The sequence below is a fragment of the Pseudomonas koreensis genome, from assembly GCF_012986595.1.
GTDB classification, from domain to species: Bacteria; Pseudomonadota; Gammaproteobacteria; order Pseudomonadales; family Pseudomonadaceae; genus Aquipseudomonas; species Aquipseudomonas koreensis.
In genome coordinates this window covers 1-24,497 of sequence record NZ_JAAQYM010000012.1, presented here as the reverse complement: position 1 = coordinate 24,497, position 24,497 = coordinate 1, and the positions used below count along the sequence as shown (strand labels likewise).

Below are 24,497 nucleotides of genomic sequence, written 5' to 3'. Positions count from 1 at the left end.
CCAGGCAGAGCGACTGCGTTGCCTGTCCGATGAAAGCCAAGTGCTGCCCGAACACTGCGCTCCGCAAGATCGCCCGCAGCGTCCATGAAGCCGCGCGCGATGTGGCTCGGCGAATCGCAACGACACCAGGCGAGCAGTAAATCCGACTTTTTCAACAGAATCGGCCGTTTTTTGCCGTTCAAGGCCACCCAGTGCGCTGGTCAAATCCGATGCAAACGACTGGTCAAGTCGAATGCAAATGGGTGGTCAAGTCCATGCAATTACGCAGCCAAGGTCACTTACATTGAGTTGCGCAAGCTTGGTGCTGCTGAGTCACGGGCAATCACTCATATTCCTGACACGCGCCCTACTTTCTGGCGTTAGACCATTGGAACCAAGGAAGTAATCTGCAGATGCCCGCAGGAATAGCGTGGTTTGATGCCTGTGGACACTGACTGCAGCCTGCGAAACCTGACTAGGGCTTCTTGGTCGAAGGCGCTTTAGGGAATTGAATATCGCGTGGCCCGGTGAAACGGATGAGATTGATGCAAACCACGGGGCCAACGCAGCGGTCTCCGTGTAGGTCTCTGGCGCGGATGTGCACATAGGCATCCTGCCTTGTCACAACCGCCTGACCGTTTTGGTCGATATGCTCCCATCTTCCCTGCACAGCCACGCCCCAGTAGTCTCGACTGTGGGTGTGTGGCGGAATTGCTACTCCGGGTTGCAGGCGAAAGGCCCACACGGCAGTGCCGTCGGCCTTTCTGCCCCATAGCACGCCCATTTCTGCACCTGGAAGGCCGGCGTTCTGCCAGCGCACCTTATCGAAGGGGGAAACATGGCCTTCTTGAGCGTGAATCAACGTTGCGATGGCGCTGAGAGCGATTGCTGCGGTGAATTTTTAAACATAATTGATCCTTTTAGGTAAATGGGTTTGTGAGTGAACAGGGAGTTTGGCTCATTTGCGTTGGTGATAAATGAAGGCGGCGTCGGTGGCGCCACCCTGGCCAATGGCGATCTGGATGTTAAGGTGCGCCATTGCCTCCAGATAACGAGCCATCGAAAGCGGGCCCACATCAACCGGCGCAAATCCGATGTCAGCGGCAAGCGTGGCCACCTGTAGACGCGCGGCGGCATCGTCACCCGCCACGAAGGTGCTCACGCGCAGGCCAGCGCGGTTCTGTCGCTCAGGTGTCATCACGTCGGCAAAAATGGTGTTGAAGGCTTTCACAAGTCGCGATTGCGGCAGCAGGCGAGCCAGCGTTTCTCCGCCGAGTTCTGCTCGCCCAAAGGCAGCGGCGACCAATCAGCCTGCAGGGGGTTGGTGCAGTCGATCAAGAGCTTGCCGGCCAGCTCAACGGTTAGCGGTGCAAGAACTTCGGCAGCGGCAGCGTAGGGTATTGCTAGCACAACCACTTCGGCGGCTGCACCCGCTGCGAACGTATGCTTGCCCTCGCCGCCTAAGCGACTGCACATAAGCACCTCGTGATTAGCAGCGCGAATCAGCCCAGCAAGACGACTGCCACATTACCAGTACCAAAAATTGCAACTTTCATTGTTTCTCTCCTAAATTATGTATCCATAGATAGAATGACATCGACAAAAAAATCGAGGCGAATCCATTAAGGCTCGGCCCTGTCAAACCTACAGGGATTCGGATTCAAACCATTGAACAAGCAGGGCCCCCGCAGCGGTCACATGCGATGGATCTCCGTGCACACGCGCCGAAAGCAGTGCACCCTCCAGTAGCGCAAACGCCAGTCGCCCCAGCAACTTTGAACTTGGCGGATCACGCCCCGGTACGGCGACCTGAGCTTGATGCGCCAACCATTGTTCAATCAATGCACATGGCGCAGTGGCTCGTCCAAAGTTGCGTAGTCGCTTGCAAGCATGCCTGCCAGGCACCATTGGTCTTGCTCAGCGGTGCCAGCGAAAAGCGCCACCAGCCCTCGCAACCGTTCAGCCACACAGGCTCGTAGATCCAGACTGGTCAGCGCTTCCCGCATGGCCTCGCGGTACTCCTGCAGGAGCGCATGGCCGAGGTCCTGCTTGGTGGGGAAGTAGTAGTGCACGCTCGACGACTTAATGCCCACACGCGCTGCCAGATCGCGGTAGCTGAAGGCGTTGAAGCCGCGCGCTTTGAGCAACTCGCTTGCGGCAGCAAGTATCAAGGTACGGTTGTCTGTAGATGTGTGCATGGAGTGGCTTATATCTACCTATAGATAGATGTCAATTGCATCGTGCGAAGCCAGTAACTCGGAAGTTGCCGTCAGTATGATGTAGTCGTCCCTGAAATATTCATTTCAGCCCTGGACCACGTGTGAGGCGGGCGTGTGAGCTGTGGTCAGCAGCAAATTGTGCAGTGCCTGCCGCCATTTCGGCTTTACGTGCGCCAACGAGCTCAGACGCAAAGCATTCTCAAGAAGGTCACTCCCTTCATGACGATCATGCGCAGCAGCCAGCGGATGTTGTAGCTCACCGCACACAGCACCGCATGCAGCCGGCCGCCGGGGTTGCCCTTGAGGTGACAGCGTTCCATGCGGTGATCGGCCTTCAAGTGCCCGATGATTGGCTCAATGGCCTGCCGCCGCTTCAGCTACTTTCTTTCCTGCTCGTCGATGCGTTTGCCCTTTCCCCGGTACACGATGTGCACATCCTGGTTTTGCGCGTCCACGCCCCGATAGCCCAGGATCACGAACGCCGTCTCTGGCCTGGCCGCGCTGTCTTGCATCAGGATCGCGGCCTGCTGCAGTTGCCCGTTCAGGGTGTCGGCGCGCGCCAAGGTAGTTGTCGTTTCATTCCTGCTGCCAGCGGCTGTTTATCGGTGTGGGGCGTGTACGACCTGATGACGGAGTCGCCTCCGGGGTTGAGCGTCACCGCGTCGATGGGCGTCCAGCAGGCATTCATCGATCAGACGACGATAATTCCGCCGCACCTCAAGATACCGAACTGCTGCTCGAAGTCGATGAGTGGACCGGCTTCACCCGGAACTTTACGAGCCTGAAATCGGGCGACCTGGACAAGGACAAGGACCTGTTGCTGACCACGATTCTGGCCGACGCGATCAACTTCGGTTTGACCAAGATGGCCGAGTCCTGTCCTGGAACGACCTGCGCCAAGCTCGCCTAGCTGCAGCCTGACATACCCGGCGTGAGTTCGTCATCTTTGGACACCAAAAGCGGGATAGTCATTTCAAGATGGACTCACCCCCCCTGGTTGAGCGATTCGAGCATCCAGCGCGCGGACTGCCTGCTGGTCAGACCTCAGCGCATTAATCTTCGGAGTCGCACAGGCGCGTTCTTACTGAAGCTAGTTGACCTAGCAACGCAATACAGACCATGCGCCTGCCCTCTGCCCCCAGACCGGAGGGCAGACTGGGATATAGCCATTGCCCTGCATTTAAATTCAGCGAAAAGAAGCGAGTGTTGCTTGGTCTCATAAAACGGAATTTAGCGAGAATACTTGAATGAGCGGATGTCCAACTTTAATAGAATTCACTACATTGTACCCGCTTAGAGAAATAAAACGGCATAGATTAATCCTTGAATTTTTTAAGCTTGAGGGAGTGAACCACTCGACGTCTTAAGTTAGCCGCAAAACCCTACGCATTAAAAAATAACAGTGGCCATTACGACATACATAAGCCCTCCAGCGCCACTGACAACACCCACCATACAAAGGCAAAAATCCGTTTGATATAGTTTAGAATCATTTATAAAAATACGTAGAGCAAACCACCTACCCACCTTAATCAGAACTATTTAAGTCAAACAGTTTCGCTGCAAAAAATACGAGAAATTTCCTTCAAAGAAGTGGATGTTTCTTAGTGCGCCTGAATGAATAATGCTCAACACTCATATCAACGAACACGATATCGAGGTGGGAGTATGAAAAGAAAAATACATGTCCGAGCCTTAATTGTTGACGAAAACTCATTTCAATTAGCGATCTCGGTGGCAATTCTTAAACGCGCCGGATGTGATGAGGTTATTTCAGCACGCAATGGAAAATTCGCTCTCGAAATTCTGAAGGACTCTGGATACGTAGACGTTGCATTTTTCGACTTGCGCATGTCCGACATGGACGGGCTAGAGTTAATACGAGTTGTTGGGGATTATAAGTTAACACCTGCCATTGTGATTTCCGAAACGCTCAGCGCTGACATGCGTAGAGCAATTCGGCAGATTACAGAAATAAGAGGTGTCAAATTCATCGGAGACATTGCCAAGCCGTTTAATCGGGAAATGTTGTATAACTTATTACAACACACGACTAAGACTGGAGCCAGTGTCGAAGCCTGTCCTACTTTACCAATACCGACAAAAGACGAGTTAAAAGATGCTATTCATAATGAACAATTCGTACCGTATTACCAACCGAAATTCAACCTCGAGACGGGCAACGCATCAAGCGTCGAAGTGTTAGCGCGTTGGCACCACCCCAATTACGGAGTTATTCCACCATCTAATTTTCTGCCCGAACTAAAAAAGCACTCACTATTGGGCTCGTTACTGGACTCGCAGCTACGCGCAGGACTAAAACTACAACGAAAGGCGTGGCAGCTGGGTCATCCTCTAAACATGGCATTCAATATAGAGGCAATTCAACTAAGTGATGCACTATTCACTACCAATGTAAGCAAAATACTTACTGAGCGTAATATGCCTGGCTCCGGACTGACTTTTGAACTAACCGAAAGTGGATTGCTTGACCTATCTGCGATAACGTTGGAAAACCTTGCTCGACTGCGAATCTTGGGGTGCAGTCTTTCTATTGATGATTTTGGTATAGGCTTTTCTTCGCTTCAACGGTTATGCCAAGTTCCCTTCAACGAAATCAAACTTGACTCTGATTTTGTTAGCAGCCTAATACACGACCCGCGCTGTAACGCAGTAATAACGAGCACATTGGCGCTCGGTGAGGCTTTGGAAATGTCAGTGGTAGTGGAAGGTATTGAAACTGAAGAACAAAGAAAGCTATTACTTGAACTTGGCTGCAAAATTGGCCAGGGATACATATGCGCCAAGCCGATGCCCGAAAACTCCTTATTGATGTGGCTAGAAGAGCGCTCATTACTCAAGGACGCATCACTCATCGACCAAAATAATCGCGGGATATAATTATGAATAAAAAAAATATTTTGGTTTTAATTATTGAAAACCAACCGCTACAAAGGTTGCACATAGAAAAAACGTTGAATTCGTTAGGCTACTTTAGAATTCAACCGTTAAATTCTTTTGATGAGGCAGCAACTATTATCTATTTCGCGACAACGCCTGTCGACCTTGTTATTTTGAATGCTTCATGCTTGTCCGAGCAGAACGATGATTCTATGAACTGCTTGATACAGAGACGAAATTTTCGTCACGCCTTGATTTATGGTGAGCAGAAATTTAATCTAATGCGTTATGGTGTTTCGACGTTGGTAAGTTTTTTAGATGCGGCCTTACCTGACTATTTATCCATTTGTAGCTTGATGGATTCCGTTAACTCGACACCAGAGCAAAACCATATAGAGCATTCACAAGTCCAGAAGCACTAGGGATGGTCTGAAGAAGCCACGTGTTTTGGGCTGCCTTCGGCCACCGCCGATTTTGAAAGTGGCAAGTCGATCAAAAATTCTCTGAGCGCTCACTCCTTTCTGTCTTTTAGCTGCTGCGAGCACCTCGCGGCGGCTATTCCCCATATTACAGGCGCACCTCTCCTGCATTGCTCAATAAATGCCGACGGGCCATCCACAGATGCGACAGCGCGAACAGCGACGTCATCTGCGCCGTATTCTTAGCCAGGGCACGGAAGCGCACTTTCACATAACCAAACTGGCGCTTGATCACCCGGAACGGGTGCCCGACCTTCGCCCTGACTTTCGCCTTGGCTTTTTCGATTTTGCGCTTGGCTTTGTACAGAGCGCTGCGCTTGCCCAGTTTCTGGTAGGTGCTGCGCCGGGCCGCGATCTGCCAGATAACCTCGCGACCGTCATGCTCTGGACGCTTCTCAATCCCGGTGTAACCGGCATCGGCACACACCACGATCTCTTCGCCGTGCAGCAGTTTGTCGACCTGCGTAACGTCCGCAACATTGGCCGCGGTGACCACCACGCTGTGCACCAGCCCCCGACTCATCATCGACACCAATGTGGGCTTTCGCGCCAAAGTAATACTGGTTGCCTTTCTTCGTTTGGCGCATTTCTGGATCGCGCTTACCGTCCTTATTCTTAGTCGAACTTGGAGCATTGATCAGGGTTGCATCAACGATCGTACCTTGGCGCAGCGACAGCCCTCGGTCGCCCAGATAGCCATTGATCACACCCAGGATTCCGGCAGCTAGTTCGTGTTTCTCCAGCAGACGACGAAAGTTGAGGATCGTGGTTTCGTCGGGGGTGCGCTCCAGGTTCAGCCCAGCAAATTGGCGCAGAATAGTCGTCTCGTACAAGACCTCCTCCATCGCTGGGTCGCTGTAGCCGAACCAATTTGGCGGCAGGTGAACACGCAGCATCGCCATCAGCGGATAGGCCGGACGACCGCCATCACCCTTCGGGTAATGCGGTTCGATCAGAGTAATCAGTCCCTTTCAAGGCACCACCCGATCCGTCTGGATTAGGAGCAGCTCTTTGCGGGTCTGCTTGCGCTTGCCGGCGTACTTGGCGTCGGCGAAGGTCATCTGCTTCATCGGAAAACTCGTCGGGTGGAATCTGGGTATTTTGCCAAAATCTAGAAGTCTTCTGCAGAGTTTCCCTGAGGATGAATATCGAGCGTTAAACCCATTAAAAAGAGCGTGAGCTCGATCATGGTAAAGGAAACAAAATATTTCATTGACCTCGTGCGTCATCTTGTTACATGCGTTGGTAGTTGGCCTAGGCTCTGCGCCAGAGCCAAAAGCGGGACCTCTACGCAAGAGAAATACAAAAATCAGATTGCAGCTTTTGCATTTGCACACGAACGAACATCGGCTAATCTTTGAAAAATCTGTACAGCAACCTTAATATTGTACAAGTTTTATTGCAGATGCTGCTACCTCGCATCAATCCAAGACAAAGCAAGAAAATATTGGTGATCTGAATGAAAATTATTGTTATTTGCATTTTGGCACTTAAAACCGCTACCTGACCGACATCGCTGAGGCGGCAGTTAAGAGTGCTTAGAACCATCAATCTCTGCGGAGTTGCACGTCATGGGGTAGTGGCTGGTAAGCGGTTTTAAATTGATCAGGGCATGAGAAGCGTGACGCAAAGTAGAGTTTGAATACCGTTCCGACTGACCATCTATGACACCACAACTAGAATGAGGATTTCCGCTATGCAGAATTTTCTCTTGAAGATATGGAAAATTCTTTAATGATGTTTGAGTGGTGCCGCGCTAGCATTATTAAACAGTTGTAAAGATTAAGCGCTTTGACGGGAATAGGTAGGATTCAAACTCTGAAATAAAATGTAAAACTTTACACGGCAAGCTAGGATTGCTTGTTCTACGTGCCAAAGATTGGCAGATTCAGTCAGTTAATTTTTGGAGCTAGATTATGCACACCGCGCTTGTTGTAGACGATCATCCTTTCATTCGGTCCGCCTTGAAAGCCTCGCTGATTAGCCAAAATTTTGTCGTGCTTTCTGAGGCTGACAATGGGGCAGAGGCTATTAAGCTTGCACGCGATTTGGATCCAGATCTGATAACTTTAGATATTTCAATGCCCAAGTTGGACGGTCTAGAAGTGATTCAGCGATTAAAAGCTTTTGACGTAAGGGCGAAGGTCTTGGTGTTTACCTCTCTCTCTCCACAACTGTATGCGCCACGGTGTTTAAGCGCAGGTGCAGCCGGTTTTCTGTCAAAGGCGGAAGATATGGAAAGTTTTGTTAAAGCTGTTCACGCGTTAGCTGATGGTTATATGTTTTTCCCACACCTATCCTTCGGCTCAAAAAAGTATGTGGACTCCACGGTGTCGGATGCAGAGTTAATCGCTGGGCTATCAAATCGCGAAATTATCGTGCTGCAGAAGCTGTCGCTAGGTTTCAGTAATAAAGAAGTTGGTGAGTTAATGTTGTTAAGTAATAAAGCTGTGAGTGCCTGCAAAACCCGATTGCTTGAGAAACTTAGTCTCAACTCGGTCATAGCATTGGCGGAGTTTTCCAAGAGGAACGGGCTAATATAGAACTTCAGTTTTACAAAATTCGAGATCAATTTCTTAGAGTTATTAGGGTGGGGTGGTGGGCGTTATTAAGGGTGGGTGATGTGAATTTGCTTTGTGTGCTCGTTGAATTAGGTTTGCGAATTTAGTTTTGGGGGGGGGTGAATAGCAGTTCTAACGCTCATTTTGATCAGCCGATATTGACTTGATTGTATTCGATATAGCGCTAGGCTCTTGCTCTCTGATGTTTGGGCGGTTGGCAAATTTTTCCATTTTGATTGTGTGGATGCCTTTGCATGATGAGTTACTATAATTGGAAAATGAAATTAAATTGCATACGAATGAGGGTTAACTGCTCAACTTTTTTTTCCAGTTTTTTTAATAAGATAGGTGTCGCGAACTGGAAGGTAAAAGATCGGCGAACTAAGTTCGCAATGAAATCTATACGCGAAGTTTGCAGCTTAGCCCCGTTTCCAATGTATTTTAGAGATCGCGAAGGTGTTCTGCTGGCTTGTAATGATTTATATCTTGAGGCCCTGGGCGTAAAGTTTGAGAGCGTAGTAAACAAGAATTTAGCTGAAGCCGAGTTTTTAAGTTTTAATGCATCCCACGCCTTGTTGGCGCACGATGAATATCTAAGGGTTATGGATGAAGATCGTCCCTGCTTGTTCGAACGGACATTTCAGGTAAATGAAGATGAAAGCATTACTTGTTGCTTTTTTTTAAAACCCTTTAAAGATAGTGGTGGAGCGGTTTTAGGGGTGATTGGCGGCTGGATAGACCTAAGCGAACGCCAGCGTCATATTGTAGAGTTGATTGATTCAAAGTCCAAGGCTGATGAGGCTAATCGAGCTAAGACAGAGTTTTTAACAACTATTAGTCATGAAATTAGAACGCCGTTAAATGCTGTTGTTGGCATGCTTGAGCTTTCATTAAAAAAAGCGGATAGAGGGATTGTGGATCGGTTCTCGATTAAAGTGGCTTACGATGCTGCTCTGGAACTTCTTGACTTGATTGGCGATGTTCTTGATATCTCTCGTATAGAGTCGGGTCGACTGGCTTTGAAACTAGGGCGAGCTAAAATAAAAGATCTTGTAGAATCAGTTTTGCAAGTTTTTGAAATTTCAATCCGACATAAAGGCCTTGATTTACGTGTAAGTTACGAAATGGACCAGCAGGTTGAGGTGCTTGTGGATCCTATGCGTTTCAAGCAAATAGTCTCAAACTTACTAAGTAATGCTATAAAATTTACAGAAATTGGCGAAATCTCTTTGGTCATTACGTCGGCACAGGACCTCACTTCCAATAATCTTTCGCTGTGTATTGTCGTAAGTGATACAGGTGTAGGGATTTCTGAGGCAGACCAAGTTTTTCTATTTAATCCGTATGTACAGGCTGATAATGCAAAACAATCGAACCAGCGTGGCTCAGGGCTTGGGTTGGTGATTTGCAAAACTCTATGTGAAATTATGCAAGGAAGTTTGGAGTTGAGTAGTGAAGTGGGACAGGGTACGCGTGTCGAAGTTAAACTCAATCTACCAATCTTGCATGGTACTCCTGACGTCAGAATATCTTCTCCCGAAATTCGCCCCCAGTCTCGTAAGCTGAATATATTGGTGGTGGATGACCATCTCGCTAACCGCGTACTACTTTCGCATCAATTGAGCTACCTTGGCCATAATGTGAAAGAAGCAGAAGGAGGTGTGCAAGGTTTGCATGAATTGAGCTGCGCAAGGTATGATGCTGTCATTACTGATTGTAATATGCCGCTTATTAATGGCTACGAGTTGACGCGCGGATTGCGTGAAATGGAGTTATTAGAAGGTCATGGGGGATGTTTGGTTGTCGGCATCACTGCAAATGCGCAAGCTGAAGAAAAAGCTCGTTGCTTGGAATCGGGTATGGATGCCTGTCTGTTCAAGCCAGCTAGCTTGAAAGATCTTTCCACCGTCCTCGAAATAAATACGGATCAAATTATCACTGCTTTTGCAGGCGGAGAGATAATCACGGATACACAGGATAGTGGAGTCAATATATTTAGTCTGAAGAAGCTAGTTGGTAATGATGAGGCGGTTTTGCGAAATCTACTCAATGAATTGAAGAGGTGTAATGAAGAAGATATTCTTCGGCTTTCAAATTTGTTTGAAGGATGTGATCTCGCAAAACTATCAGATTTGGCTCACCATATTAAAGGTGGGGCACGCATGGTCGGAGCGAGAGGCGTGATTCTCTGTTGTGAAAGCGTGGAGCTTGCATGCTCTGGTTATGACTCGATTAAATTGTTTAATGCAGTCGAAGAACTGAAGAAAAGTATGGAGGAACTTAATAATGAGGTAGATGGTTACTTCTAGCCAAAACGCAAATATCGGCTTGCCTATATTTTGCCAATTGGGCCTAATGAATGGAATTTCGCAAGTATTGCGAGCTGGGCTCACTATCTCAAACCGACGGTGAGGTGTACGATGCTAGCCAGAACGGATACGTTGCTGCTTCTTAGGTTGAAATATCTCCTACCTTGTATTTAAATTTCCGTGCTGGCGTTGATGTTTCCTATCGCGTAAGCGCTCCTTCAACCCCACCTGTTTAAAAATGGAAGGCGCGGTTAGCGAGGCGATGTGGAGTAAGCGCTCCATAACACCACACTCAGAGTGCTTAGCCGATCCCAGGCGCTGTGTTCCTAGTTCCCTCAGGAGTCAGTTCGCCATGATGCGACCCGAGGCCAAAGTCGAAAATGTTTATCTGTATTACAAGCCAGTAGACTTCCGAAAATCCATCGACGGTTTGGCGGTGCTCGTTGAACTGGATATTAAAGTCGCGGTATTTGATCCCGTGCTTTTCGTTTTCCTCAACAAGCCCCTCAACCGAGTGGAGATATTGTATTGGGAGCGCAACGGCTTCTGCCTTTGGCTCAAGCGCCTCGAGTCCGAAAGATTCAAAACATCGCCGGATGCCACCGATGAGGCGATCATTCTGACCGTCCAAGAACTCAACCGGATGCTCGATGGCTTTGACCTCTGGCGCAACCGTGCCATCAAGTTTTGACGCCGCGTTTCGTGGCCTGATTCGGTCTAATCCATGGCATAATTTCCATGCTCAAAAGCCTCCCCGACGAACCTGAATTGCTCAAGCAAATGCTTGCGCAGATGCAATCACAGGTCGGTTTTCTCTATGAAGAGAACGCGCTGTTGCGCCAGCGTTTGTCCGGGCGTAAGTCCGAGCAAACAGCTGATTCGGCAACGCCGCAACTGGCCCTTTTCAATGAAGCGGAAAGCATCGCCGAGCCTGTCGGCGAACCGCAGAAGAAGAGGTCGTCGTTCCAGCCAAGCGATGCGGCAGACGCAAGCCGCTGCCCGCCGATCTACCACGTATCGAAGTTATCCACGAACTTCCCGAACATGAACTGACGTGCATCTGCGGTTGCCGCAAACATGCCATTTGCGAAGAACTCAGAGAGCAGCTTGAAATCGTGCCAATGCAGATCCGGGCGATCAAACACGTACGTAAAGTTTACGGTTGCTGCGACTGGTAGACGGCACCGTTACTGCTGACAAGCCGGTTCAACTGATTGAAAAAGCATGGCCACCCCAAGTGTTCTGGCGATGTTGCTAACCACCAAGTACGTCGATGGACTATCGCTTCACCGTTTCGGAAAAGTCTTGGGGTGTCACGGCGTCGATATCCCGCGCCAGACGCTGTCTCGCGGGGTTATCCAGTGCGGTGAACACTTCCAGCCGCTGCTGAATTCAATGCTCGATAGCCTATTGGGCAGCCGTGTTATCCACTGCGACGAAACACGCGCGCAGGTGTTGAAAGAGCCTGACCGAGATCCAGGCAGCCAGCCCTGGATATGGGAGCAAGCCGGCGGCCCTCCAGATAAACCAGTGATCCTGTTTGACTACTCCACCAGCCGCGCGCAGGAGGTGCCAACACGCCTGCTCGATGGCTATCGTGACTACCTGAAGACCGATGATTACGCCGGTTATAACGCGTTGGGCGCGCAGTCCGGAGTCAGCCCGTGTGGCCTGCTGGGTGTACGTGAGCCCCAAGTTACTTGATCAATAAGATCTATTGCGTCGAGAGCGTGCTGAAGATGCGGGTGGCGAAAATGTAAAACTGGTCGTTATGAGCGGAGCCTTCAGTTCTGCTGGCTTAGTAAAAACGGTGAACGGAAAATCGGACCCTCAAGTTATCCCCTCAAGTTCACCGGGCAAGGCAATCAACATTCAGGCAAGTAACTTGAAATAGCTGGAACGCTACGTCTAGGAGGGGAATGTGCTGATCGACAACAGTGCCACACCATCGAGCACGAGATCAAAGTATCCATTGTCAGAGGAAAGAGCCCGCCGTTATCAGCCAAAGGAGTGAGAGCTGCCGAAATTTTTAAATCCGTAACAGTCGGCTGCAAGGAATAAAAACGGAAAATTCTGTGTGCGATATGGACGTTTCTTGTTTGTTTTCAATTTTGGGTGGCGAATAATTATCTTAGGTTTTTTTCGTGAGTTCAAAACAAGCGAATCACTATTGGCAGAAGAGGTGTATATGAATCGCGCGCACTCCGTAGTCTGGAATGCATCTTTACAGTGCTTGGTGGTTGTTTCTGAGCTTGCTAAAAGAGGTAGCAAGTTTTCGTCTGTTGCAGGGTATGTTTCTAAGGTGGGGTGGGGTGGTGGGGTTGCTGGGCGTGCCGCATTCCCTGCTTTGTATTTAGGTATGTTTTTATTTTTCTCCGAGAATGCATCTGCGATTACGTACAATGGGACTAATGCTAATCCATATGTCACGTGCGTTCAGTCTGGTCCTACCGTAGACTTCGGGGGGCGAATATTTGCTCCTTCTACTCAAAATCCTGTAAATGGTTCTGGACTTAACTCTAACATCGCGGGTTGCGATAGTACAGGAACGGGTAGCGTTCTAACGACGGTTTTTGGTAGCTATTCAACTGCTAATAACAACGGCGCTTCAGTGTTTGGTGTTGGTGGTTTCGCCGAGAAATGGGCGTCTGCTCTTGGGCTCGCTGCTACTGCGCGAGGTGTAGGCAGTACCGCGGTAGGTTTTGGCGCTACCGCAAACAATCTTAACTCCGTTGCCATAGGCGGGGCCGGTGGGGATGGGGTCACTGCCTTGGGAGTACTGGACGCGACTAGGGCCGATGGAGTTGGTGCAGTTGCCATAGGCAGTAACGTTGTAAGAGGTGCGCGCGCATCGGCGGCAGAGAGCATCGCAATTGGTGGCGAGTCTACTGTCGCTGCAGCAGCATTCAACGGTGTCGCAATAGGAAGAAACGCACAAGTAACTCTCCCTAACAGTGTTGCTATTGGTGTTGACTCATCCGCAACAGCAGTTAGCTCTACGGCTAGTAATACCGTCGCTAACAGTATTGTGTCGGGGAATACTCTAGGTTTAAACCTAGCGCCTATCTCTGGCGTTGTGGGTGTCGGTCGCCGTCAAATACAAGGCGTAGCAGACGGCCAGTTATCAAACACGTCCAGCGATGCTGTAAATGGTTCTCAGCTGTTTACAGTGGGTCGCGCTCTGAATACTAACACTAGTAACCTTGGTACTTCGGCGGCATCTGCTTTGGGTGGCGGCAGTGCTTACAACTCAACGACGGCAGCGTGGACCGCGCCGAGTTTTATACTTTCGAGTGGTACGTTCAGCAGTGTTGGCACCGCATTGTCGAATATGGATAATCGAGGAACAAGGTATTTTAAGAGTAGCTCTACAGGTAATGCATCCAGCGCAACTGGCGCGAATTCCGTAGCGATTGGTTCTAACATTGTGAGCGGTGCAAGCGCATTGGGGGCAGAGAGCATCGCAATTGGTGGCCAGTCTACTGTCGCTGCAGCAGCATTCAACGGTGTCGCAATAGGAAAAAACGCACAAGTAACTCTTCCTAACAGTGTTGCTATTGGTGTTGATTCATCCGCAACAGCAGTTAGCTCTACGGCTAGTAATACCGTCGCTAACAGTATTGTGTCGGGGAATACTCTAGGTATAAACCTAGCGCCTATCGCTGGCGTTGTGGGTGTCGGTCGTCGTCAAATACAAAGCGTAGCAGACGGCCAGTTATCAAACACGTCCAGCGATGCTGTAAATGGTTCTCAGCTGTTTACAGTGGGTCGCGCTCTGAATACTAACACTAGCAACCTTGGTACTTCGGCGGCATCTGCTTTGGGTGGCGGCAGTGCTTACAACTCAACGACGGCAGCGTGGACCGCGCCGAGTTTTATACTTTCGAGTGGTACGTTCAGCAGTGTTGGCACCGCATTGTCGAATATGGATGATCGAGGAACAAGGTATTTTAAGAGTAGCTCTACAGGCAATGCATCCAGCGCGACAGGCGTGAATTCCATAGCGATCGGTCCTGCATCTGTTGCTTCTCAACAGAACGCCGTCGCTCTTGGATTCTCCGCGAGATCGACAGGTTCAAACGCTATTGCAATCGGAGCTAATTCTTTAGCAACGGGCTCTGTGGCTGTTGGTAATCTAGCCCTTGCTGGCGGTGGAGGTTCCGCATTTGGTGATAATTCGGATGCTGGTGGCACGCCTTCAAGCTTGAACCCATTAGTAACCGAAGGGACTGCTCTAGGTAATTCTGCTGTTGTTCAAGTTAATGACGGCGTTGCTTTGGGTAGCAGTTCAATAGCAAATGTCGCATCCGGCATTTCTGGTTTTGACCCTTCACTCAACACGTTTAGCACCTCAACTTCACCAGTGTGGCAAAGCACACTTGGTGCGGTGAGCGTAGGCGGAAACGGAAATTCGCGTCAGATTACCGGAGTCGCTGCGGGAACTTTTGATACGGATGTGGTTAACGTTGCACAATTAAAGTCACTTGACACGAAGCTCGGAAGTCTCGGGTCTTCGGAGGCGAGCAACCTCGGCGGTGGGTCATCCTATGATCCAATTACAGGTGTCGTAAGCGCGCCAAGCTACAGCGTTCAGGGCGATACGTACAACAGCGTCGGCGGAGCCATTGATGCGGTTGACGGCAACTTAACGACACTCAACGACGGTATCAACAGCGGTTCTGTAGGGGTTGTTCAGCGTACTCTAACCCCTGATGAAACCGTGTTGACGGCGTTGGGAGGTACGGCCGCAGCGCCTGGTGTAGCTCAGAAGCTGAGCAATTTGGCCGACGGGACAGTATCCAGTACCTCTTCTGATGCGGTGAATGGTTCGCAGCTGTTTACTACCAATAACGTAGTTTCCAGCCTCGGATCTTCGGCGGCGAGCAACCTCGGCGGTGGGTCATCCTATGATCCAATTACAGGTGTCGTAAGCGCGCCAAGCTACAGCGTTCAGGGCGATACGTACAACAGCGTCGGCGGAGCCATTGATGCGGTTGACGGCAACTTAACGACACTCAACGACGGTATCAACAGCGGTTCTGTAGGGGTTGTTCAGCGTACTCTAACCCCTGATGAAACCGTGTTGACGGCGTTGGGAGGTACGGCCGCAGCGCCTGGTGTAGCTCAGAAGCTGAGCAATTTGGCCAACGGGACAGTATCCAGTACCTCTTCTGATGCGGTGAATGGTTCGCAGCTGTTTACTACCAATAACGTAGTTTCCAGCCTCGGATCTTCGGCGGCGAGCAACCTCGGCGGTGGGTCATCCTATGATCCAATTACAGGTGTCGTAAGCGCGCCAAGCTACAGCGTTCAGGGCGATACGTACAACAGCGTCGGCGGAGCCATTGATGCGGTTGACGGCAACTTAACGACACTCAACGACGGTATCAACAGCGGTTCTGTAGGGGTTGTTCAGCGTACTCTAACCCCTGATGAAACCGTGTTGACGGCGTTGGGAGGTACGGCCGCAGCGCCTGGTGTAGCTCAGAAGCTGAGTAATTTGGCCAACGGGACAGTATCCAGTACCTCTTCTGATGCGGTGAATGGGTCGCAGCTGTTTAGTACAAATCAGCAGGTATCTCTGAATACAGGGGCTATAACTAACCTTGATGGTCGTGTTACTACCCTGTCTTACACTGTTGATAATATTTCTAATGGCGGGGGGGTGAAATTCTTTCATGCGAATTCGATGGGAGCGGACTCAATAGCTAGCGGAGTCAATTCCATTGCTATAGGTCCGGGGGCTACTGCATCTGGCTCAAGTACGGTTGCTATCGGGAACGACTCCACTGCATCAGGAAATGGATCTTTGGCTTTGGGTAAGGGAGCATCTGCTATTTCTGCAGGCAGTGTTGCTCTGGGCGAGGGCTCCAATGATGACGGTCGCGGTGCCCAGGCATATACAGGTAAATATTCTGGAGCCGCAAATACTACATCGGGGACAGTTTCCGTAGGGAACTCTGCTTCTGGGCAAACGCGTACAATTAGCAATGTCAGCGATGGGCGCGAAGCCACCGATGCCGTTAATCTAAGGCAGCTAGACGGCGCTGTTGCAGAGTCCAAGAGTTACACCGATCAATCGCTGCGTGGCGTTAGCGATGCTGTAACTGGGATAGGTAGTACAATAAGCGATATTGATAATCGCGTTACTCAGGTTCAGGGTTCGGTGAGTTCACTGCAAACTGGTAATGATGGAATGTTTCAGGTTAACAGTAGTAGCTCTAAAGCCAAACCTAGGGCCATAGGAGATGACTCGGTAGCTGGTGGGACAGGCGCGGTAGCAACTGGTAAAAATAGCACTGCAATAGGTTCTCAGGCAAAAGCGGGAGGCGTGAATGCTGTCGCATTGGGTAATTCATCTAATGCTGCGGCAGCAAATAGCGTCGCAATTGGCACAAATTCCCTTGCGGATCGCGAAAACAGCGTTTCGGTGGGTTCCGCAGGTAATGAACGAAAAATCACTAATGTAGCCGCCGCGACTCAAGGAACCGATGCTGTTAACTTTGATCAGCTTAATAGAAGCGTAAGTGCCTCCACAGAAGTAGCTAATGCATACACCAACGAGCGTTACTCCGAGCTAAAGAGCGACCTGAAGAAGCAGGATGACACGTTAAGTGCTGGTATTGCAGGCGCAATGGCTATGGCGAGCCTGCCACAGCCTTACTCTGCCGGAGCAAGCATGACGTCACTGGCTGCTGCGAACTACCGCGGACAATCGGCAATATCTTTCGGTTTTTCCCGTATTTCTGATAATGGCAGATGGGTGACTAAACTGCAGGCTAATACAAACACCAAGGGAGATGCAGGCATTGCCGCTGGGGTAGGTTATCAGTGGTAAGGTAGTAGTTGCCATTTTGGGGCGCCGAGCTACATATGTAGCTCGGCTTCCACTGTTATTGTTAGTTGTGGTATTTGATAGTTTTCGATTTTTGTTGGGTTCGGCTGCGTCTTGCTTGACCTAAATATTGTATGTTTTGTCTTCTTAAGCAGGGTGGTCTGGATGCTTGACTTTAAGTTTGCTCGATTATTGACTTGGTGTTTTGTCTTGATTTTCGCCGTCTCAGGTTGTGGGTACAGTGGTCCTGAGGATGAGGAGGTGTTGGAGTATCCCGCGCTACCATTGATCCACAGAGCTATTGGCTCACTAGTTCCTACAGCTGAATGGGGGCGGAGTGAGTCAATGATGGGTTTGGTTTGCGCACTTGCGCGAGGGGATAGAACTCAGGAGCAATTGGATAAGATGATGAGGGACGAAGCGTTGAACTTTAGTAAAGTTTCCTCTCGCGATGAGTTTGTTTCGCTGCTTACAAATAAAGATGCGTCTCAGAGGACTAGCGCTTGTGCGGCCTATGTTGCAGCCTCTGCAACGATAATCCCGAACTCAATTGAGTTTGAGCTTGATCTTAGCAAGGAAACTGGTACTAGTAAGGAGGCTGAGTCAAGGCGGATTGATAAAGTAAAGACAGAGCAAACGCTCGGAAAGCTGCTAGTAGTAGCCAGAGCTAATGCGGAAGTTTATGCGTTGATTGCAAGGAAGCTTGAAAACAAACACTGGAGTTCCATTTCTGAGTATGAAGAGCAAGCTAAGCTTATATTTAAAGAAAACGCATTCTTTTATTTAAGGCGAGTAAATCAACTAGCTTCGGAGCGAGTTGGTAGTATTGAGCTGCTATCTTTGTCTGGAAGGGCGCTGGAGTTTATTACATCTTCTGGGTATCGGTTTAAATTAGATAGCGATGGTATTTTGCTGCGCTTAAGTGGCATTCCATGGTTGGGTTCTGGTTATATTTTAGGTAGAAGTTATCACTTGAATGTTGGATATGGCTCCCAGTCCTTCCCTGTGGCTAATTAGAGCTATATTATGGTTGCTTAAAGTCTTGGGTTTTATACTGATTCATATTTCGCATTATTGTTTGGCGTATCAAGGTGTGCGATTTCCAAATGTAAATTTGAATTAAATATTGGCCGTGATCGAGGTTGGATTGCCATTTTTTGAGCTGCTCGCAGTTATCGTTCTGGCAGTAGGCGAGTGACGAATACAACGTGAGCGCTCCATATCCCACGTTTTATAGACAGGTCTCGCGCTTAGGGAGACTCTGAAGAAGACTTCTAGATTTTGGCAAAATACCGAGATTCCACCCGACGAGTTTTCCGATGAAGCAGATGACCTTCACCAACGCCGAGTACGCCGGCAAGCGCAAGCAGACCCGCAAAGAGCTGTTCCTAGTCGAGATGGATCGGGTGGTGCCCTGGAAGGGACTGATTACTCTGATCGAACGTATGCGATCAATAAACCCCACCTACCCAGTGGTGGGGCAACGGTCTACCGTGGCATCTGCGGCGAGCAGTTCCACGGCAGTAACGCTTCGTACTCTTCGACCGACGAGGCATGCGGCAACCGCTCCAGTACGTGACGCAGCCACGTATAGGGCTCTTGGCCGTTGACCTTGGCGGTCTCGACCAGACTGTAGATCTTTGCGCTGGCAGTGGCGCCGTTGACGGTATCGCTGAATAACCAGGCCTTGTGTCCGATGACAAACGGCTTGATCGCTCTTTCGGCCGCGTTGTTGTCGATGGGCAAATAACCCGCTTCGACATAACGTTCCAGTCGGCTCCAGTTATTCGCCAGATAATGCACCGCCTTGCCTAATGCACTTTGCGGCGTCACCTGGGATTGGGTTTTATCCAACCAGACTTTCAGCTGCCCCAAGATCGACAGGCTCTTTTCCTGGCGAGCGATAAACCGCTGTTTATCATCGGCTTCCTTAAGTTCACGCTCGATCCCGTACAGCTTGTTGATCATCGTCAGTGCAATATCGGCCCGCCCGGTCTTGCCCTTGGGCTGAACCTTCTGCGCGTCCACGAATTTGCGGCGCGCATGGGCCATGCACGCCAGGCGCTCCACACCCGATTCCAACGCCAAGGCGTTATAGCCGGCGTAACGGCACCTCCTGCGCACGACTGGACGTGTAGTCAGACAACATGACTTTGCGATCGGGTGGGCCGCTGGCTTGTACCCACATCCAGGATTGGCTGGTCGGGTCTCGATCTGGTTCCTTGAGGACCTGAACGCGAGTTTCATCGCAGTGGATCACCGCACTTTCCAACAGCCGGTCACGCATCAAATTCAGCAGCGACTGAAAGTGTTCGCTGCACTGGATGATCCAGCGCGCCAGCGTCTGATGAGGAATATCAATGCCATGTCGGCTCAGTACCGTTTCAAACCGGTGCAACGGCAAGCCATCGACGTACTTGGTGGTCAGCAGCATGGCAAGAACACTCGGGCTTGCAATGCTCTTTTCGATCAATTGCGCCGGTTTGTCGGCGGTGACCGGTGCACGTTCACAACCACGGCAACCGTAGATCTTGCGGATACGTTTGATGACGCGGATCTGCATCGGCACGATATCCATCTGCTCGCTGGTTTCTTCGCTGATCACATGCTTGCGGCAACTGCAGGCACAGGTCAGTTCGTGTTCGGGTAGTTCATGGATGACTTCGATACGCGGCAGATCAGCCGACAGTGGCTTGCGTTTGCCTCGGCGCGGTGTCGCGGCAACAACTTCTTCATCAGCGTCGCCAACTAACGGCATGGGTTCGCTTTCGAGCTCGTTGAACAAGGCCAATTGTGGGGTGTTGGGCTCGATGGTTTGCTCGGACTTACGCCCGAACAGACGGTCGCGCAACAGCTTGATCTGTTCTTTCAGGTCGACGATGTGGGTCTGATAAGCCTGGGCCGATTCCTCTTGGCGACTGAGTGCCTCAAGCAGCAGTTGCTTGAGCAAAACAGGATCATCAGGAAGGTCATCGGGCAGAGAAATCATGGCCAGGATTACACCGGGTCACGCCACGTAGCGCGGCGTCAAAACCTGATGAGGGCGGTTGCGCCAGAGGTCGAAACCGTCGAGTAACCAGTTGAGTTCCTGAACCGTCAGAACTATCGCCTGGTCGCTGGCCTCGGGCGATGTTTAAAGCGCTCGGATTCGAGGCGCTTGAGCCAAAGGCAAAAGCCGTCGCGCTCCCAATACCAAATCTTCACCCGGTTGCGGGATTTGTTGAGGAAGACCAAAAGCACCGGGTCTAACACCGCGACCTTGAGATCCAGTTCGACCAGAGCGGCGAGGCCGTCGATGGATTTTCGCAAGTTCACGGGTTTGGGGTAGTACACTTTTTCGACTTTGGCGTCGGGTCGCATCATGGCGGGGCTGGCTCCGGAGAAAAACGGGAGCACAGCATCCGGCGTCAGGGAAACGCTTTGAATGTGTATTTCATGGAGCGGTTACATTAGAACAACGCTCACATCCCTTTACAATGACAAGGCTCCAGCAATATCTCGAACAACACACCTAGATCTGCTTAGCGCAATTTCAAATCGAGATATAGTAATATTAAAAGACATACAGAAAACAGGTACAAGAGCAGGGCAAAATATTCACTGCGTTTCGACCAAAGCAAATCGATACGAGGCTGAAGTGTCTCTAGAAGAGATTGCTCATGGGGCTGTTGACGGGGTTGAGCACGCTATTTTGGAGGGCATTAAAGCCATCAATAAAGGCCCTTTGATTCCGCTTGGCAAAACTCCTATTTCTGCTTTGGAGTTCGCTGGAATGGAGGCCGATCTTTCTCAGTTGTATGGAGTATGCGATCAGTATTGGAAGGCTCTCTTGCGGGGTGACTATCAGTTTTCCGTGCCAGACACCGATCTCAACGTTTATGATATTCGCCAACTGTCCACCGATAGAGAGGTATCTTATGAGTTGACAAGATTGCGTAAAAGCAGACTTGTCATGCAGTCTATGATGCATCATAACAACCCGTCCATAATCAAGTTGTACGATAACGATTTGTGTATTGTACCATCGGGGTCCGGGAAGAAGAAATCGCTTAAAACTTCCAAATTCAAACATGCGTCAGATGAAATTAGATTTTTTACCGCAAAAATAAAAGGCGAGATACTTTTTCTGGCCGACGATTTCCCCTAGTAGGGTTGTCGAAAGCCAATTACCTGTTGGCTTTTTAATCATGGAAGCCCTAGAAGTTTTTAGATTGCTCACATTATTATCCAAGCAGTTTCAAAACAGATACCCATCAGATACCAGTGTGTACAACCACAAAAAACTTGCAGAGTTCAGCTCCAAGGCCAGCAAGCAAGAATTATTACTGGCCATAATTAAGGTTTTAGGAATAAAATATGCCAAATCCAAGCTGATACTAGAGTTTATAATCTTCAACGCCCAGACTAGGGATTTGTGGAGTCATCCGATTCTGGAGATATCACACGACAAGTTGATATTTTTAACTAACGCCTTATCAATTTCGGTGCTAGTTCGAGTTGTTGAGCATTGGCTTGCAGAGCTCAAGGTAGAGCTCACGAATAAAGGAACGCATTACGAAGAAATATCACTAGCTGAGATAAATCAAAATCTTCTCTCGAATATACTTCTACCCAATCCTATTCCAGCATTCTCCAAATGTCTGAAGCTCAAATCAGGGGCAGAGGAAGAGATTGATCTAATCTTAAACCTTGGTAGTTTAATTTTGAATGGAGAAGCGAAATCCATCGTAACTACGGACTCATCAATCTCCTATTATCGTACATATAGCACGTTAATAGGGGGGGGCACCGACCAAGCAAGAAGAAAAACTCTTTTTTTCTCGGAAAATATCGAATAAATATTTGAGATGTTTGGATGGATCTATGATCCAGATATCTTGTATCGGCTTTTTCCAGTAGTACTAAATAGCAATAAAATTCATTCCGGCTTCCCCATCAACGGCGTTCCGGTCGTAGACGAAAAAATCCTGGCAAAATATTTTAGTTCAAGTACATTTCCACTGATTTCGGTAAAGCGTGACGATAAACTCCATGATCTTGGCTGATTTAATCTATACGAAAATTGCGAAGAGTTCCAAAACAATATCAACTCCTACCTGATGCACCCACCACAACTTTCAGAAGGCCGAGAAAGTCTTGTATATAAAACCATGCAGATACCAAGGCTGAGTGGTTTTTCACCGAAGATAGAATACACAAGATTGGTACCCGGCGACTTCCCTATAGAGCGTAGAATCTATAAACGCTACGAACTACCCCTCAATGTAAGTGATGACGTAATGAGCCAGCTAATGGAAATGGCTGCAGTCATTTAGTGGTCAAAATTCGTAACGATCAGCCCCTTCATGGTGGCTGTTCGTTATTAATCGAAATACTCTCTCAAAAATTTACAAATGAGAGTCCACAGCGTCCACAATGGTTCGGCAGATGGCTCTCGCCACAGGCAGCAATTGGCCGATAGCAGTCCTTATGAAGTGCGGGCGCTGGACAAGCATGCGGGTACCACTATGGCCAAGCTACTTCGCAATGATCAGATCCGGTCCGTTGTTGCGAGCGTTCCCAACGGCATTGTCGACCTGAACCACTCGAGCACCTCTGACTGCTCACTTTGGTGAAGCATAATCTGCTCCGCAAGCTCCTTTGGCGTGGCCGGGTTAAACCATTTCCTTGTTGCTGTATGTTGCAAAAATGTTCATGGCTTATCCTCCGCGTTGAGTGAGAGCAAGGCTGGATAAGTGCGAAGCAGGCTTGCGCTGGTTCCGCGTTTTCATTGCTCGATGGGTTGATTGTATCGATCCTGGATGCGCTCCAGCTCGCCCGAGTGGCGCAGTTGCTCCAAGGCGTGGGCCCAGGAGGCTACCAATTCGTCGTCACAGTCGCGGCTGAAGGCGATGTACAGCGATGAGCGATAGAGCTCGATGGGAATCTGCCGCAGCGTGCCGGGGGCGATGTTCAACTGGCGGCTGTAGTAAGCCACCCCCGCATCGGTGTCGCCGATGATGATATCGGTGCGCCCGGCTAGCAGCATGCGATAGAGCGGCAGGCTCTCGGTTGCAGTTTTTTCGAGGTTGTTGAAGCCCCGCGACTGCAGAGTCTCGGGTATCAGGCCGGCATGTCTCGTCGTAACTTTTGGGGCGTGCAGTAGCTGCTCCAAGGAATTCACCGGTTGCTGCGCATTGGCTAACTGATAGGGGTGAATGGACTCTTCCACGATCGGTCCGACCCACTTGTATAACGGTTCTCGCTCTGCCGTGCGAAATAGTGAATACATGATGGTCTTGGGCCGGGTCTTCAATGCACGCTGGGCAGCAGCACCACCTCAAAGTCATCCCCGGTCAGCGCCATTATGCCTCGAACGATCTCCGTGGCCATGCCGGTGAGCTGATTGTTCTCCTTGTAGTTGTACGGCGCCCACTCTTCAGTAACGACCTGATACTGCTCGGCCCTGACGGGAGTGCCAAGTAATAGGCAGAGCAGCGCGGCAGTAAGTGTCGAATGTTTCACGTGTTCTGCCTGGTGGGCTGTGCGGTGATCAAGGGTGGATCTGATTAAAAGGGCGAAACTAGTATAGACCCTGACACACGTCAAACGCCTGATGCAGTCCCGTAAACCGTCACCACGGCGATTGATACATACGAACCAGTACGCACGGCGCAGGTTTCTCAAGAGCGTTTAGCGGATTGCCTCTTATCGGTATCGATTGGGATACGTAGTGACCGTCCGGTTCTGGCCGATTCTGTTGAAAAAGTCGGATTTACTGCTCGCCTGAACTCAGGCACTACCATCGCCTAAGAACCAACTCACCACATTGAGTGGTTTCTCGGCCCTTCGTTGACCGTTGCTGCTCAGTTAGTGGGTTAATTTGAGGTTTTTTGCTGAGTGCGGGCGCACCTATCCCGTGGCAGGTGGCCCTTGAGATGTAAATTTAGCCAGCCGTCTTAGGTTCTGCACCGCAGCGGCCAGCGTGAATTCATCCGTCGCGCCACTCATGCCACGTAGTCGCAAGCGATCCAATTTCAGGATGCGCTTGAGGTGGGCAAACAACATTTCGACCTTCTTACGTTCGTGGCGAGAGCGCACGTACGCAGGTGTCGTTGCGATTCGCCGAGCCACATCGCGCGCGGCTTCATGGACGCTGCGGGCGATCTTGCGGAGCGCAGTGTTCGGGCAGCACTTGGCTTTCATCGGACAGGCAACGCAGTCGCTCTGCCTGG

At 49.9% G+C, this 24,497-nt stretch carries 18 protein-coding genes and 6 pseudogenes; 12 read left to right on the top strand and 12 right to left on the bottom strand.

Going from position 1 to position 24,497, the window contains the following annotated elements; all coding sequences use genetic code 11:
- From HBN98_RS28360 to HBN98_RS27840, 7 genes are all read right to left on the bottom strand, one after another.
- On the bottom strand, nt 1-182 hold a 182-nt coding region (locus HBN98_RS28360; protein ID WP_212613303.1), incomplete at its 3' end, for a hypothetical protein.
- Between the two features lie 272 nt (nt 183-454).
- Entirely contained in the window at nt 455-841 is a 387-nt protein-coding gene (locus HBN98_RS28355) for a cupin domain-containing protein (RefSeq protein ID WP_373293035.1), read from the bottom strand.
- A 96-nt stretch (nt 842-937) separates the two neighbouring features.
- Nucleotides 938-1,285, bottom strand: coding sequence for an NADPH-dependent F420 reductase (locus HBN98_RS27855; RefSeq protein ID WP_197678429.1), 348 nt, complete (start codon nt 1,283-1,285; stop codon nt 938-940).
- Nucleotides 1,207-1,455, bottom strand: a complete 249-nt coding sequence (locus HBN98_RS28350) for an NAD(P)-binding domain-containing protein (RefSeq protein ID WP_197678420.1) — start codon at nt 1,453-1,455, stop codon at nt 1,207-1,209. The genes HBN98_RS27855 and HBN98_RS28350 overlap by 79 nt, the downstream gene beginning before the upstream one ends.
- 362 nt (nt 1,456-1,817) lie before the next feature.
- On the bottom strand, nt 1,818-2,177 hold the full coding sequence (locus tag HBN98_RS27675) for a TetR/AcrR family transcriptional regulator (protein ID WP_083368993.1): 360 nt from the start codon (nt 2,175-2,177) through the stop codon (nt 1,818-1,820).
- A gap of 203 nt (nt 2,178-2,380) precedes the next feature.
- Nucleotides 2,381-2,575 carry a transposase gene (locus HBN98_RS27845; RefSeq protein ID WP_373293036.1) on the bottom strand — a complete coding sequence of 65 codons (195 nt, stop codon included), beginning with the start codon at nt 2,573-2,575 and terminating at the stop codon, nt 2,381-2,383.
- Nucleotides 2,576-2,761 carry a hypothetical protein gene (locus HBN98_RS27840; RefSeq protein ID WP_197678430.1) on the bottom strand — a complete coding sequence of 62 codons (186 nt, stop codon included), beginning with the start codon at nt 2,759-2,761 and terminating at the stop codon, nt 2,576-2,578.
- Between the two features lie 114 nt (nt 2,762-2,875).
- Between HBN98_RS27840 and HBN98_RS27665 the strand changes: the two are divergent.
- From HBN98_RS27665 to HBN98_RS27655, 3 genes and pseudogenes are all read left to right on the top strand, one after another.
- Nucleotides 2,876-3,105, top strand: a pseudogene (locus HBN98_RS27665) (Tn3 family transposase); the annotation flags it as partial.
- 761 nt (nt 3,106-3,866) lie between these two features.
- Nucleotides 3,867-5,099: an EAL domain-containing response regulator gene (locus tag HBN98_RS27660; RefSeq protein WP_162276301.1), complete on the top strand. Its 1,233-nt coding sequence runs from the start codon at nt 3,867-3,869 to the stop codon at nt 5,097-5,099.
- Nucleotides 5,100-5,101: 2 nt separating this feature from the next.
- A complete protein-coding gene (locus tag HBN98_RS27655) occupies nt 5,102-5,521 on the top strand; it encodes a response regulator (RefSeq protein WP_151101753.1) in 420 nt (139 codons plus the stop codon).
- Nucleotides 5,522-5,666: 145 nt separating this feature from the next.
- Here the strand turns inward: HBN98_RS27655 and HBN98_RS27650 are convergent.
- Nucleotides 5,667-6,648 (bottom strand): annotated as a pseudogene (locus HBN98_RS27650) (IS5 family transposase).
- 846 nt (nt 6,649-7,494) lie between these two features.
- Between HBN98_RS27650 and HBN98_RS27645 the strand changes: the two are divergent.
- The 7 genes and pseudogenes from HBN98_RS27645 to HBN98_RS27615 all read left to right on the top strand — a co-directional run.
- Nucleotides 7,495-8,121, top strand: a complete 627-nt coding sequence (locus tag HBN98_RS27645) for a response regulator transcription factor (protein ID WP_083368995.1) — start codon at nt 7,495-7,497, stop codon at nt 8,119-8,121.
- Between the two features lie 272 nt (nt 8,122-8,393).
- Nucleotides 8,394-10,448: an ATP-binding protein gene (locus HBN98_RS27640; protein ID WP_083368996.1), complete on the top strand. Its 2,055-nt coding sequence runs from the start codon at nt 8,394-8,396 to the stop codon at nt 10,446-10,448.
- Nucleotides 10,449-10,800: 352 nt separating this feature from the next.
- Nucleotides 10,801-11,139, top strand: coding sequence for an IS66 family insertion sequence element accessory protein TnpB (gene tnpB / locus HBN98_RS27635; RefSeq protein ID WP_229755045.1), 339 nt, complete (start codon nt 10,801-10,803; stop codon nt 11,137-11,139).
- Nucleotides 11,140-11,177: 38 nt separating this feature from the next.
- Nucleotides 11,178-12,153: pseudogene (gene tnpC, locus HBN98_RS27630) on the top strand (IS66 family transposase); the annotation flags it as partial.
- Between the two features lie 390 nt (nt 12,154-12,543).
- Entirely contained in the window at nt 12,544-17,286 is a 4,743-nt protein-coding gene (locus tag HBN98_RS27625; protein ID WP_169844089.1) for a YadA-like family protein, read from the top strand.
- A 342-nt stretch (nt 17,287-17,628) separates the two neighbouring features.
- Nucleotides 17,629-18,300, top strand: coding sequence for a hypothetical protein (locus HBN98_RS27620; protein WP_083368997.1), 672 nt, complete (start codon nt 17,629-17,631; stop codon nt 18,298-18,300).
- Between the two features lie 302 nt (nt 18,301-18,602).
- Nucleotides 18,603-18,761 (top strand): annotated as a pseudogene (locus HBN98_RS27615) (IS5/IS1182 family transposase); the annotation flags it as partial.
- A gap of 10 nt (nt 18,762-18,771) precedes the next feature.
- On the opposite strand, the pseudogene tnpC (HBN98_RS27610) reads toward HBN98_RS27615, so the two are convergent.
- Nucleotides 18,772-20,272: pseudogene (gene tnpC, locus HBN98_RS27610) on the bottom strand (IS66 family transposase).
- A 113-nt stretch (nt 20,273-20,385) separates the two neighbouring features.
- Nucleotides 20,386-20,646, bottom strand: a complete 261-nt coding sequence (gene tnpB / locus HBN98_RS27605; protein WP_229755049.1) for an IS66 family insertion sequence element accessory protein TnpB — start codon at nt 20,644-20,646, stop codon at nt 20,386-20,388.
- 61 nt (nt 20,647-20,707) lie between these two features.
- Between tnpB (HBN98_RS27605) and HBN98_RS27600 the strand changes: the two genes are divergently transcribed.
- Complete coding sequence (locus tag HBN98_RS27600) at nt 20,708-21,430, top strand: hypothetical protein (RefSeq protein ID WP_151101749.1); 723 nt, start codon at nt 20,708-20,710, stop codon at nt 21,428-21,430.
- Between the two features lie 40 nt (nt 21,431-21,470).
- A complete protein-coding gene (locus HBN98_RS27595) occupies nt 21,471-22,121 on the top strand; it encodes a hypothetical protein (RefSeq protein WP_083368999.1) in 651 nt (216 codons plus the stop codon).
- 929 nt (nt 22,122-23,050) lie between these two features.
- Here the strand turns inward: HBN98_RS27595 and HBN98_RS27590 are convergent.
- Together HBN98_RS27590 and HBN98_RS27585 are read right to left on the bottom strand one after the other, a co-directional pair.
- Nucleotides 23,051-23,787 (bottom strand): annotated as a pseudogene (locus HBN98_RS27590) (substrate-binding periplasmic protein).
- Between the two features lie 387 nt (nt 23,788-24,174).
- Nucleotides 24,175-24,497, bottom strand: a 323-nt coding sequence (locus HBN98_RS27585) for a transposase (RefSeq protein ID WP_169844088.1), incomplete at its 5' end; no start/stop codon positions are given.